General features: G+C 24.0%; 9 protein-coding genes (1 of these 9 running past the window's edge). 2 read left to right on the top strand and 7 right to left on the bottom strand.

Annotated features, from left to right (window positions below; translation table 11 throughout):
• Positions 1-266: the 3' end of an arginine--tRNA ligase gene (gene argS, locus D9V66_RS01245; protein WP_158365640.1), read on the top strand. 1,462 nt of this gene lie to the left of the window's left edge; 266 of the gene's 1,728 nt are visible here — the last part of the coding sequence; the start codon falls outside the window, past its left edge; the stop codon is at positions 264-266.
• A gap of 114 nt (positions 267-380) precedes the next feature.
• Here the strand turns inward: argS and flhA are convergent, their stop codons facing one another.
• Positions 381-2,468: a flagellar biosynthesis protein FlhA gene (gene flhA / locus D9V66_RS01240; protein ID WP_158365639.1), complete on the bottom strand. Its 2,088-nt coding sequence runs from the start codon at positions 2,466-2,468 to the stop codon at positions 381-383.
• Positions 2,461-3,612 (bottom strand): flagellar biosynthesis protein FlhB, encoded by a 1,152-nt coding sequence (gene flhB, locus D9V66_RS01235; RefSeq protein WP_158365638.1) that lies wholly within the window; start codon positions 3,610-3,612, stop codon positions 2,461-2,463. Before flhB ends, flhA begins: the two co-directional genes overlap by 8 nt.
• A gap of 296 nt (positions 3,613-3,908) precedes the next feature.
• On the opposite strand from flhB, the gene D9V66_RS01230 reads away from it, so the two are divergent.
• On the top strand, positions 3,909-5,624 hold the full coding sequence (locus D9V66_RS01230) for a proline--tRNA ligase (protein ID WP_158365637.1): 1,716 nt from the start codon (positions 3,909-3,911) through the stop codon (positions 5,622-5,624).
• A gap of 136 nt (positions 5,625-5,760) precedes the next feature.
• Here the strand turns inward: D9V66_RS01230 and dnaE are convergent, their stop codons facing one another.
• The 5 genes from dnaE to ispC form a co-directional block, all read right to left on the bottom strand.
• Complete coding sequence (gene dnaE / locus D9V66_RS01225; protein WP_158365636.1) at positions 5,761-9,246, bottom strand: DNA polymerase III subunit alpha; 3,486 nt, start codon at positions 9,244-9,246, stop codon at positions 5,761-5,763.
• A gap of 30 nt (positions 9,247-9,276) precedes the next feature.
• Positions 9,277-9,735 (bottom strand): 3-hydroxyacyl-ACP dehydratase FabZ, encoded by a 459-nt coding sequence (fabZ, locus tag D9V66_RS01220; RefSeq protein WP_158365635.1) that lies wholly within the window; start codon positions 9,733-9,735, stop codon positions 9,277-9,279.
• 110 nt (positions 9,736-9,845) lie between these two features.
• Entirely contained in the window at positions 9,846-12,248 is a 2,403-nt protein-coding gene (bamA, locus tag D9V66_RS01215) for an outer membrane protein assembly factor BamA (protein ID WP_158365634.1), read from the bottom strand.
• Between the two features lie 234 nt (positions 12,249-12,482).
• On the bottom strand, positions 12,483-13,229 hold the full coding sequence (uppS, locus tag D9V66_RS01210) for a polyprenyl diphosphate synthase (RefSeq protein ID WP_158365633.1): 747 nt from the start codon (positions 13,227-13,229) through the stop codon (positions 12,483-12,485).
• Positions 13,230-13,305: 76 nt separating this feature from the next.
• Entirely contained in the window at positions 13,306-14,502 is a 1,197-nt protein-coding gene (gene ispC / locus D9V66_RS01205) for a 1-deoxy-D-xylulose-5-phosphate reductoisomerase (protein WP_158365632.1), read from the bottom strand.
• Positions 14,503-14,571 lie beyond the last annotated feature (69 nt).

Genomic DNA, 14,571 nt, shown 5'->3' with positions numbered 1-14,571 from the left:
AAGAAAGTGAAATTAATTTAGCTATTAAAATATTAGAATTTGAAGAAATTGTTTTATTAATAGCTCAAAAAGGAACACCCCATATGATGTGCAAATATCTTTATCAACTTGCAACATGTTTTTCTAATTTTTATGAAAATTGTTCTATACTTTTTTCAAAAAAAATAAGAACTTGTAAAAGTAGACTTAAGTTATCTATTTTAACAGCAAAAACATTAAAAAAAGGATTAAATATTCTTGGTATTAAAACAGTAAAAAAAATGTAATTTTTCACGTTTGTACAATCCAGCAAGGTGAGGAAATAATATAATACTAAAGATAATGTACTACTTACAACCACACCAACCTGTCTTTTAAAAAGAAACTCATTTATTTTTTGATCAATTTCCAATAATACTACTCATTTTTATTGTATTTACATTTACAATTTCAAAATGAGATAAAACTGTTAATTCCGGAAAATTTGATCGTAAAAATTTAGACAAAAAATATCGCAGAGGATGACTAACTAGTAATACGAGAGGAGAATTTATTGATAACTGTTTTGTAATAGCTTCTTTTGTTTTTATTAATAAAGTCTGAGATAAATTAGGTTCGAGAGTATTAGAGCCTTCTTTTACACTGTTTAATAATAACTGTTCCAAATTCGATTCTAATCCTATTACTTCAATAGTATCTTGGTTATTAAATAACTTTTGCATAATAATTTTTTTTAATGAAATACGAATAATACTAGTCAATTCATTTGGATCTTTTTGAACATCTGCATGTTCTGATAATGTTTCTAAAATAGTCCTCATATCACGTATTGGAACATTTTCGGATAAAAGATTTTTTAAAACTTTATGTAAAATTGTTAAGTTAATTGTATTTGGAATTAAATCTTCAGTTAATTTGGGCATGTCTATAGACACATGTTCTAATAATTGTTGAGCTTCTTGACGACCAAAGAGTTCGTCAATATGATTTAAAATTAGAAAATTGACATGCGTAGAAATCACAGTACTCGGTTCTATAACAGAATATCCTTTTTTTTGAGCTTCATTTTTAAAATCTTTATCAATCCAATATCCAGATAAACCAAAAGTAGGTTCATATATTTTTTTAAAAGGCAAAGATTCTGTTTCTCTTCCTGTTTTAATAGCCATAAAAAGATCGGAAAAACATTTGCCTTTTCCTACTTCTACACCTTTAACCAAGATACGATAAGCATTACCTGATAAATTTATATTATTTTTAATATGTACCAAAGGAGGTAAAAATCCAATTTCTTGAGCAATTTTTTTACGAACTATACGAATTTTATCTACTAGATCTGCTTTTTTATTAATGTCAATCATTGATGTTAAATTATTTCCTATTTCTATTTTAATAGGGTCTTCTAACTGAACGTCATTCCAAGATGCTTCCGAAACAGATTCTTGTATTAACTTATATTCTTTGTTAGAACTTAAAAAATCACTTTCTTTTGTACTTTTTTTCTCATACAACCACCAAGAGAGAATAAATAACAAGCTCGTAAACACTAAAAAAACAATATTTGGCATACCAGGAACTAATCCTAAAATACCTAATACTCCTGCACTTAATAAAATAACTTGAGGATTACAAAATAACTGACTGACTATTTGTTCTCCGACATGTTGATTAGTACTAACACGTGTTACAATTACACCAGCGGCGGTAGAAATCACTAAAGCTGGAATTTGAGCAACTAATCCATCTCCAATAGTTAATAAAGTATAAACTTCTGCAGCTGTATTTAATGGCATATGATGCTGTATTAAACCAATAATTAGACCTCCAAATATATTCAAAATCATTATTAAAATACCAGCAATTGCATCTCCTCGAACAAACTTACTGGCACCATCCATAGAACCATAAAAATCAGCTTCTTGTGTTATTTTTATACGACGTTTTTTCGCTTTTTCTTCACCAATTAAACCTGCGTTTAAATCAGCATCAATCGCCATTTGTTTTCCTGGCATCGCATCTAATATAAATCGTGCACCTACTTCAGCAATACGACTAGCACCTTTAGTAATAACTATAAAATTAATAATAACTAAAATTATAAATACAACTATCCCGATAGCAAAATTTCCACCTACTAAGAAATGACCAAAAGATTCAATTACTTTTCCTGCAGCACTTGTTCCAGTGTGACCATTTAAAAACACAATACGAGTAGAAGCAACGTTCAATGCCAAACGTAATAACGTAGAAAATAATAAAATTGTTGGAAAAGCAGTAAATTCTAAAGTATGACGAGTAAACATTGAAACAAGTAAGATTATTATTGATAAAGCAATATTAAAAGTAAAAAGTATATCTAATACAAAAGGTGCCAATGGTAATACCATCATTGCTAAAATCATTAAAATAAGTATTGGACCAGCAAGTATTTGCCATTGAGATATTTTAAACGTTTTTATAATACTAAAAAAAGAAGAAAAATTAATCATTATTTTTATGTTCTCCTATAACAGTTAATTCTGATGGAACTATTATATTTTTAGGTTTTTCAGGAAAAATACCACCTTTTTTTTTCCATTTTCTTACTTTCCAAACCCATGCTAAAACTTCTGCAACAGCTTTATAAAGAGGACCTGGAATATACTGTCCTATTTCAGAATAACGGTATAATGAACGAGCTAAAGATGGTGCAGAAATCATAGAAATATCATGTTTAAGTGCTAATTTTTGAATTCTAATAGCCATTTCACCTATACCTTTAGCAATTACTTTAGGTGCATTCATTTTTTTTTCATCATATTGAAGTGCAATAGAATAATGTATAGGATTAGTGATAATAACATCAGCTTTAGGAATATCTGATATCATTCTTCTACGTATAATAGCTTTCATTTCCTGACGAATACGGCTTTTAATACTTGGATTTCCTTCCTTTTCTCTAAATTCATCTTTTATTTCTTGATAAGTCATTTTTAATTTTTTAAAATACTTAATTTGCTGCAAAATTACATCAAAAACAACAACAGGAACTAATCCTAGTATAATAAAAAAACAACAATTAACGATTATATTAAATCCATGAAACAAAGAAGATATAAAATTTTCGTGAATTAATGCCAATATTTCGGAAAAAGAATAGTACAAATACCAAAAAGATATACTAATTACTATAAATAACTTTAATGCTATTTTAAAAAACTCTATTATTATTTCAAAAGAAAATATTCTTTTTAAACCATGGAATGGATTTAATTTTGTAAAATTAAACTCTAATGATTTAAAATTTAAAGCAATACCACTTAACAATATTGGGGGTATAATAATTATAAATAATAAAGCCATTAAAAATGGAAAAAAAATAAATAACATTGCTTTAAAAAATATAAATATTTCTAATAGAACACTATCATTATTTATAATAATATTCCTATTAAAAGAAAAACTATTAAACATTATTTTCATAAAATAAGATAGTATAAAATCTTTATGCCACCATAAACTTATAAATCCAACTAATAAGATTAACAAAGAGTTCAACTCTCGAGAATATCTTGTTTTTCCTTTTTTTCTAAACTTTTTAATGCGATGCTCAGTGGGATTTTCTGTCTTTTCTTCATTTGTATTATGATTCATTTAGAATTTTTTTAACCATTATTTTATTTAATAAAAAATTTATTAAACCTTTGTATTTAAAAAAAAACAAGTTAATTTTTTAAAACATTTAAATAAAATTAACATTTTTTTATAAATAAAATCTTGTTTTTTCGATGTTTCAAAAAAATTAATACTGTTTTTACGTTTATAAATTTTTTTTCACGATAATAATATTCATTTATATTTAAAAAAAAACATTATAGATAACATCTTATAATATAATATAATTATATTCATTAATAATAAAAGAACTTTATTTTTTGAGACATTAATAAATGCGAACCAGTCAATATTTACTATCAACTGTAAAAGAAAAACCTTATGATGCAGAAATCATTAGTCATCAATTAATGATAAGAAGTGGAATGATTAGAAAAATATCTTCAGGTGTATACATTTGGCTTCCAACTGGAATAAGAGTTATAAAAAAAATAAAAAAAATTATTAAAAAAGAAATGCAAAAAATACATGCACTAGAAACATCTATGCCTATAATACAACCTGAATATTTATGGAAAGAAAGTGGACGTTTAAATGTTTATGGAAAAGAACTATTAAAATTTCATGATCGCCGTAAACATCAATTTATTTTAGGACCTACTAATGAAGAAGTTGCTACTAATTTTATAAAAAATGAAATTCATTCATATAAAGAACTTCCTTTAATTATATATCAAATACAAACAAAATTTAGAGATGAAATACGACCTCGTTTTGGAGTTATTAGAGCACGTGAATTTATCATGAAAGACGCTTATTCCTTTCATGTTAATGAGGAATGTTTAAAAAAAACTTATAGCGTATTTTATAAAAGTTATATAAATATATTTAATAAAATGAAACTAAATTTTTGTGTAGTACAAGCCGATTCGGGTTCTATGGGTGGAAATATTTCTCACGAATTTCAAGCTTTTTCTAAAAACGGAGAAGATGAAGTCGTTTTTTCAGAAAATAAATTATATTCATCAAATATAAATACAGCTCAATCTATAGAAACAATTAATTTTTTGAAAAATAAAAATTTAATTACAAACATTAAAAAAGAAAAAAAAACTAAAAAATCTATAATAGATTCTAATAGATTAAAAACACCAATAAAAAATCAAATTAAAACTATTTTAGTTCGTGCTAAAAAAAATAGCATGTATTCAATAGCTGCATTGTTAATACGCGGAGATCATGAATTAAATTTATTTAAAATAGAAAAAATCGCAATACTTGAAAAACCTTTGTCTTTTCTTAATCAAAGTGAAACTATTTCATTTATGGGAGTAACTAAAAAGTTTCTCGGTCCTGTGGGATTAAAAATTCCTATCATTGCGGATATTTCTGTTTATAATATGAAAAACTTTACTATAGGTGCAAATATTGATAATTGCTTTTTCATTAACGTAAATTGGAATATAGACTTACCTCTTCCAATAATTCAAGATATTAGAAAAGTAACACAAAATGATTTAAGTCCAGATGGCACAGGATTTTTAAAAATTAAAAAAAGCATTGAAATTGGACATATATTTCAAATTGGTAAAAAATATTCTGAACCAATGAAAGCCTCTGTTAAATTAAATAATGGTAACAAAGAAAGCATACAAATGGGATGCTATGGAATAGGAATTACAAGAATTATAGCTGCAGTAATTGAACAAAACCATGATGAAAACGGTATTATTTGGCCTAATTCTATTGCACCTTTTGAAGTAGTTATTTTACCTGTTAATTTTGAAAAATCTACTAAAATACAAAACATGTCAAATTTTTTATATGAAAATTTTAAAAAGAATAATATAGATGTTATGATAGACGATCGTAATGAGCGAATAGGTATTATGTTTAATCAAATTGATTTAATTGGTATCCCTCATCAAATTATAATTAATCAAAATTCAATTTATAATAAAAATGTTGAATATAGAGAGAGAAAAAATAAAAAAATCATCTTAGTTGATATAAAAGAAATAACAAATTTTATATTAAAAAAACTAAAGTAGTAAAATATACAATTTCTTTAAAAAATAAAATTTTTTTAAAATACTTTATCATAATATTTTAAAGTAAAAAAATTAATAACTCGCGGTGTTTATTAAAACGCATTTGTTGCGAGTTATAAATTAAGAAATTAAATTTTTAATTATATTTCAATATTATTTTTTTTAATTTTGAAAATTCTTGTAATTCATTTAAAAATTCATTATTAATTTTAACTAACCATTTTTTATTTAATTTTAAATGTAGAAAAGATATTTTATTATTATAAGAAATAGAAATTAAAACACTTCCCGTAGACTGTTTTTCTAATAATTTAAATAAAATATCTAAAAAATGAACATCTATTTTTTCTTCATTTAATATAATCGTTAACTTGTATAAATATTTTTTCCGAGCCATTTTTAAATTCATAAGATCATAAGCTGTTATTTTAATATTTTTTTTAATGAAATTAATATTTACCAGTCCCTTAACAAACAATAGTTTGTTTGTTTTTAAAATAAATTCATATTTATTCAATAAACCTGTAAAAATTACTACTTCTAAACGACTAGTACTATCATCTAAAACTAAGATGGCTATACGATTATTATTTTTAGTCTTTTTGATTTTAATAGAAACTATTATTCCTGCAATTAAAATTTTTTTATTATTTTTGACTAATTCTAACTTTGATAATGTTATATTTTTTAAATAGTTTTTTAATTCTTCTTTGTATTGATCAATAGGATGTGCTGTAAGATAAAATCCTAATACCTGATATTCATCATCTAATTTATTTTTTTTTGCATTACGTAAATAAATTAAATTATTATTTTTTACTTGATTTAATTCATCTTTGAAAACACCAAAAAGACTCTCTTGTTTAAAATGTTTAATTTTAAAAAATTCTTTTGAAGCTTTTAAAGCATCGTCAATTAAATTAAGTAAATAGTATCTATTTTTATTAAAGCAATCACAACTTCCAGACATTATTAGTTTTTCTAATACACGACGAGTAATTTTATTAGAATCAACACGTATGCAAAGATCAAACAAATCATGAAAAACACCATTTTTTTCTCGTTCTTTAACAATATCACGTACTGAATTCTCTCCTACACCTTTAATAGCACCAAGACCATAAACTATGCTATTTGTTTTGTTAACATAAAATTCATATTTACTTAAATTAATATTAGGAGGTATGATTTTCACTCCTATACGAAGAGATTCATTTACTAAAATAACAATTTTTTCTGTATTATCTATATCAGATGTCATGGCTGCAGCCATAAATTCTGCAGGATAATGTACTTTCAACCATAACGTTTGATAAGAAACTAAAGCATAAGCTACAGAATGAGATTTATTAAATCCATATCCTGCAAATTTTTCTAATAAATCAAAAATTTTTACTGCTAATTTTTGATTAATACCGTTTTTTAAAGCGCCAGATTCAAATATAGAACGTTGTTTTGACATATCTTTAATGTTTTTTTTACTCATTGCTCGTCTTAAAATGTCCGCACTTCCTAGGGTATAACCTGCTAAAATTTGTGCTATTTGCATTACTTGTTCCTGGTATAATATAATACCATATGTTGATTCTAATATTGGTTTTAATAATATATGTTGCCATTTGTGATCAGGATATGAAATTTTTTCACGTCCATGTTTACGATTAATAAAATTATCAACCATTCCAGATTGCAAAGGTCCAGGCCTAAAAAGAGCTACTAATGCAATTATATCTTCAAAACAATCAGGTTGTAATCTTTTAATTAAATCTTTCATTCCATAAGATTCTAATTGAAATATAGCGGTAGTTTCAGATCTTTTTAATGTATTAAAACATTTGTCATCATCTAAAGGAATAGAATTAATGTTTATTAATTTTCTTTTATTCAATTTTAGTTTTACATTAATTATATTTACTGCATAATTAATAATTGTTAAAGTACGTAAACCAAGAAAATCAAACTTAACTAATCCTACGTATTCTATATCATTTTTATCAAATTGAGTTACAGGATTATTACCTTTTTCATCACAATATAAAGGACAAAAATCAGTAATTTTAGTAGGCGAAATTACAACACCCCCAGCATGTTTTCCAACGTTTCTATGTATTCCTTCTAATTTTTTAGCAATATCAATTAAAATTTTAATATCTTCATTATTTTTATAAAGACTAGATAATTCAGATTCTTTTGAAAATGCTTGATTTAAAGTTATTCCAGGATCTAGAGGTATTAATTTAGATAAATTATTGATAAATCCATATGGATATCCTAAAACTCTACCTACATCTCTAATAACAGCTTTTGCTGTCATTGTACCAAAAGTAATAATTTGTGCTACTGCTTCTCTTCCATATACATCTGAAACATGTTCAATAACTCTATCACGTTTTTCCATACAAAAATCAATATCAAAATCTGGTAATGAAATACGTTCTGGATTCAAAAAACGTTCAAACAATAGATCAAAAGATAATGGATCTACTTCTGTGATATTTAATGCATATGCTACAAGAGAACCAGCACCCGAACCTCTTCCTGGACCTACTGGTATATTATTATTTTTTGCCCATTCTATAAACTCCATAACAATCAAAAAATATCCAGGAAAACCCATTTTGTTAATGACACTTAATTCCATATCTAAACGATTTTTATATTTATTATAAATATGTTGATATTTTATTTTATCAGAGTAAGATACACTTAAGCGATGTTCAATTCCTTTATATGCTTTAATAATCAAATAATCTTCAACGCTTGTTTTCCCTGTAGGAAATTGGGGTAAAAAATATTTACCAGAATTGATAAAAACATTACAGCGTTTTGCGATTTCAACACTATTTGTAAGAGATTCTGGAATGTCAGAAAAAAGATCACACATTTCTGAAATACTTTTTAAAAATTGCTGATCACTATAATTATTTTGAATTTTTGAATCTTTTAATATCTCACCTTCATTAATAGCAATTCTAATTTTGTGAACTTTAAAATCTTCTTTATTTAAAAAACAAACGTCGTTAGTTGCTACAACTGGAATACCTTTAGATGAAGATAAATTTATTGCTAAACGCAAATATTTTTCTTCATTATCTCTATTAGTACGGCATAATTCTAAATAATAAGATCCAGGAAAATTTTTTTCATAAAAAGATAAACAAGAAGATATTAATAATGGATTACCATGCAGTAAAAGTTTTCCAATTTCACCTTGACAACCTCCGGAAAGTAATATTAATCCTTTATTAATTTCTAATAACCAATTTTTTTTTATAGTTATATTATAATTATTAATATATCCCATTTGGTATGAACGAGAAATTAGCAAAATTAAATTTTTATATCCTTCTTGAGTAGCAGCTAATAAAGTTAATGTAGTTAATTCATTATTTAAAAAATTAGAGGAAAATTTAACTGTAGCTCCAATAATAGGTTTTAAACCTAATTTATGAGATGTATTATAAAATTTAATTACACCGTATAAATTGTTATAATCTGTTATTGCAAGGGCAGGCATACCTAGTAATACTGCTTTTTTAACTAACTCTTCAGGTTTAGATAATCCATCAATAATAGAATAATCACTATGTACATGAAGATGAATAAATTTTGGTTCATGCATACTATTTTCCGAAATGAATATAAAAATTTTTTAATTTAAAAAAGATTTTTTGGCAAAAATTATTGTTGATTTACAAATAATATCTTTATTTACTATAGCAGTACTTTTAAATTTTAGAATATTTTTGTTAAATTTTAAAAAAAACACTTCTATTAATATTTGATCACCAGGAGTAACAGTTTTTTTAAAACGAGTATTATCTATACCTACAAAATGATATAAGGTATTTATACTTAATTGTCCTGTACTTTTATATATTAAAATACCTGCCGCTTGAGCCATAGATTCAATAATTAATACACCAGGAAAAATGGGATCTTTTGAAAAATGTCCTTGAAAAAATGGTTCATTAATTGTGCAATTTTTTATTGCTTTTAAATATTTAAATATACTTAATTTTATAACTCGATCAATAAGTAAAAAAGGATAACGATGAGGTAAAATTTTTAAAATTTTTTTAATATTTAAATTTTTTCTTAGAATATTCAAAATACCTACCTGTTTTAAAAAACTTCAAATAAAAATTAATAATTTATTACAAAAAAATTTTAATATTTTTTTAAATTACATATTAAATATTTTTTAAATTTATTTTATAATTACCAATTTTTACCGATATTAAATTGAAATGCTTCTATCTGATGATGTTTATTTTTTTGAATAGGAATAGCATAAGAAAAAACTAATGGACCAATAGGAGAAAAGCATTGTAGTGACAAGCCAAATGATGCATAAATATCATTTAAAATATTATTTTTTAACAACTTTAATGAATGAATATCATTTATTTTATTAAATTTTGTGTTCCAAATATTACCAACATCAAAAAATATAGAAGAGCGGAGAAATTTAGAATATATTTTATCTAGAAATGGGATCGGTGTAATAAGTTCTAAATTAGTAGAAAAAGTAGCATTTCCACCAATTGAATCAATTGATTCACATACATTCTTATTTTTATATCCAATACAATTTTCTAGGTCAGTATTATCGTAAATTGTTTTAGGTCCTATGGTATTAGAACGAAAACCTCGAATATTATTTGCACTACTAGCATAAAAATTTTCATAAAAAGGTAATTTTTCTTTATTAAAACTATCTCCTATACCCATATGAATATGACTTAAAAATATAAATTTGTTTTCTTGATTTAATGGAATATATTGTTCACTATCTAATATTATTTTATAAAAATTGTTATCAGAACCAGGAATTGTATGTTTTCCACTTATATACGTTTGATTGCCAGAAATAGGGAAATAAATATATTTAAAAGTATCGTATATCCAAGAATAATTTAAAGTAAAGTCATTAACTAAACTATTTTTTAAAAAATTTGTATTTGATATTTTTTTCATTAATAAAGAATTTTTGAATTTTTTTTCTGTATTAATAATTCCATTGTGACTATATCCTAAACCAAAATTAATTTTATTAGTATCATTAATCGGAAATCCCAAATTACTCTCAAATCCATAGGTATTTTTTGTTAAATTTGAAATACTATTTAAATTATATTTAAAATCATTATAAAAAAACCTAGTATTTAAATCTGTTTTATCAAAAATAAAATATGGATAACTTATTGATATGTCAGTATATTTTTGATTTTTATTCTTAATTGCACTAAATTTTAAAGAATTACCAGAACCAAGTATATTATTTTGAGAAAAAGAAGCGTTTAAACTTACACCACTATCTATACCGTATCCTAAACCAAAATTTACAGAACCGGTAGACTGTTCTTTTACTTTATAAATTATATCAACTTTATTAGAATCAGAAGTAATTTTTTTTTGTACTATTTCTACATGATTAAAATATTTTGTTTTTTCTAATAAGTCTTTTCCGGATTCTATTAACTTTATATTAAAATATTTTCCTTCATTTTGTTTCATTAAACGTCGTAAAACTTTATCTTTAGTTAATTCATTTCCTCTAAACTGAATTTGTCTGACGAAATATTTTTTTTTAATATCAATATTAAAATTTAAAATTATTTTTTTATTTTCGTGATTAATTTCTGGAATAACGATGATTTCAGAATCAATATAGCCATGTTCATATAACAATCTTTTTATTTTATTTAAAATAATATTAATTTTTTCTTTATTATAAAATTCATCATGATTAATATTAATCATATCAGTAATTAAAGGTCTATATTCAAATAAATTTCCATTAATATAAAAATTGGAAATTCTATATTGTTTCCCTTCAGAAATATGAATTTCAATGTCTACAAAATTACTATCTTTAAGAAATTTTACTTTTTTGTTGTCTATATTAAAATAAAAATAGCCTTGATTTAAATAAAAATTATTTAATTGATATAAATCATTACTTAATTCTTGAGGAGAATAAATAGATTTATAAAAAAAATTCCACCAAGGAGTTCTTTTATTCGACTTAAATAATGAAATTATTTCTCTTTCGGGAATTTTTTTTGCACCAAAAATTTTAATGGTATTTATTTTTGTTGGTAAACCTTCATCGATGATGATTTTCAAACCAACATCGTTATGAGTAGAAAAGTTTTTTAATATTTTAACATCAAATTTATATCTTCCCATATCATGATAAAAATTTTTTACTGTTTGAATAAATATATTTTCTATAAACGCACTAAATACACTACCTTTTTTTATGTTTAGTTTTGTTAAATATTTGTCTAATATAGTATTATCAATAATATTGTTCCCTAAAATAACAACACTAGAAATAATAGGTCTTTCATAAACATCAAAAATAATTTTTTCTCCCGAAAAAACTACTTTTATATCTTCAAATTTTCCAGTTTTAAATAAAGATTTAATACTATCTTTTATATCATTTTGGGATATTTTACTTCCAATATTAAAAAGGATATTCTTTAATGCTTCATTTTTTGAAACGTTTTCTAATCCCTTAAATGTTATATCTTTTACAGTCCATGTATTGTTTGCATAAACAGTAAAACTAAAAAACATCAAAAAACATACAAAAAATTTTTTTATTAACATTATTTAAAATTTTTCCTGGAAAATGTTTCATTCTGTGTAAAAAAAATTTTTTTACAAATAAAGAAGAAATTATTAAGAAAAAATAAAATTTAAAAAAATACTTATTTGCTTATAATTTCTATTAAATATTTAAATAAAAATTTGTTTTGAAAAATGTATCAAAAAACATTATTCTTAAACCTGCATTTAAATTTTATTTATGTAAAATGTTTTAATTATATCTAAAAAAAGATACTATTTTTTAGATCCTCCAAAACGACGTTCACGAGATATAAAAAAATCTATAGCATTTTGAAAAATATATTGATTAAAATCAGGCCATAATACGTCAGTAAAATAAAACTCTGAATAAGCTATTTGCCATAATAGAAAATTACTAATTCTTTTTTCTCCTCCTGTTCTAATAACTAAATCTACTGGTGATAGATGACTAGTAGATAAATGTTTGGAAAGAGTACTTTCTTTAATTTGTTCTACTTTTAAAATTCCTTTTTGAACTTTTTCAATAATTTTTTTAACACTTTGTATTATATCCCATCTTCCACCATAATTTGCGGCAATATTTAAAATTAGACCACTATTTTTTAAAGTTATTTTTTCTACTTGAATAATTTTTTTTTGTAAATTATTATTAAAATATGTTATGTCACCAATAATTTTTAATTGAATATTATATCTTTGTAAATTATTAATTTCATTATTTAAAGCGAATAAAAATAATTCCATTAATGCGTTTACTTCTAAAACAGGTCGATTACGATTTTCACTACTAAATGCATATAATGTAAGTATTTCAATGTTATTCATAATAGCAAATTTTACTGCTTTTTTTAGCGCCTTAAAACCCTCTTTATGACCTAAAAAACACATTATTCCTTTTTTTTTAGCCCAACGTCTATTACCGTCCATAATAATTGCAACATGATGAAGATTTTCTTTTTTAAATTTTTCTTTACATTTTAACGAGAATTTATGAAACATAATACTTATAGATTTCTCTTAAGAACAGAATTATATTAAAAATTCTGAATAAAAATAATTAATAAAAAATATATATTTAAGATGATAAAGATAATACTTTATTCATCGCTAGAATTCTAGATGTTCTATCAATTTCTAAAACATCTTCAATAGTATTGGGTTCTGAAAAACATGAAGACATCAATGTTTCATTATTAACTTGAAAAATTTTACTAAAAGAAATTTTACAATCAAGAAAAGCTGAAACTGCAATTTCATTTGCAGCATTTAAAACAGTCATTGCAGCTTGACCTTGAGAAAAAGCATCAATAGCTAATTTGAGACATGGAAATCTAATAAAATCAGGTTCAAAAAAAGATAAATTATTTTTTTTTAAAAAACTTAAAAAATCAACTTTTGAATGAAGACGATTAGGCCAAGACATAGCATATGAAATAGAAATTTTTATATCAGGAACAGATAATTGCGCTAAAACAGCACCATCATAATACTCTACCATAGAGTGAATTATTGATTGAGGATGAATTAAAATTTCAATTTCTGAATCTAATGCATTAAATAACCATCTTGCTTCAGCATATTCAAATCCCTTATTCATCATAGTAGCAGAATCTACTGATATTTTTTTTCCCATCGACCAATTTGGATGAGAACATGCTTGCATAGGAGTTACATTTGATAAATCAGATAAAGAAAAATTATAAAAAGGTCCTCCAGAACCAGTTAAAATAATATGCTTTACGCCATTTTTTTTTAAGTTAGCTACACCTAAATTTTTTTGTATTTCTAAAGGCAATAACTGAAAAATAGCATTATGTTCGCTATCAATCGGAAAAATTTTAGCTTTACTAGAAATTAATGCTTTCATAAATAAGTAGCCACATGTAATTAAAGATTCTTTATTAGCTAATAATATCGTTTTTCCGGCATATATTGCAGATAATATTGGCAATAAACCTGCTATTCCAGTGATAGCAGCGATTACTTGGTCTACTTCTGGTAATGAAGAGATTTCACAAATTGCTTTTTCTCCAGAAAGAACAAAAGTTTTTATTTTTCTATTTTTTAACTTCTTTCTTAATAAATCAGCAGATTTTTCATCATTCATTACTACCCAATCAGGAGAAAACAACTCACATTGTTGTAGCATTCTAGTAATATTTTTATTTGCAACTAAAGCAATTACTTTAAATAAATTTGGATGGTTTTGTACAATAGACAAGGTGCTGATGCCAATAGAACCAGTAGATCCTAAAATAGTTATTTTTTTCATGAAAATTCTTTTTTTATAAATAAAAATAAATTTTACCAGCAAAAAAATATTTTAAAAATTTTTTTTTAA

This window comes from Buchnera aphidicola (Brevicoryne brassicae), from assembly GCF_005082825.1.
Lineage (GTDB): Bacteria > Pseudomonadota > Gammaproteobacteria > Enterobacterales > Enterobacteriaceae > Buchnera > Buchnera aphidicola_AK.
Note: the sequence above shows the minus strand (reverse complement) of the source record. Positions and strands in the feature narration are given on the sequence as shown.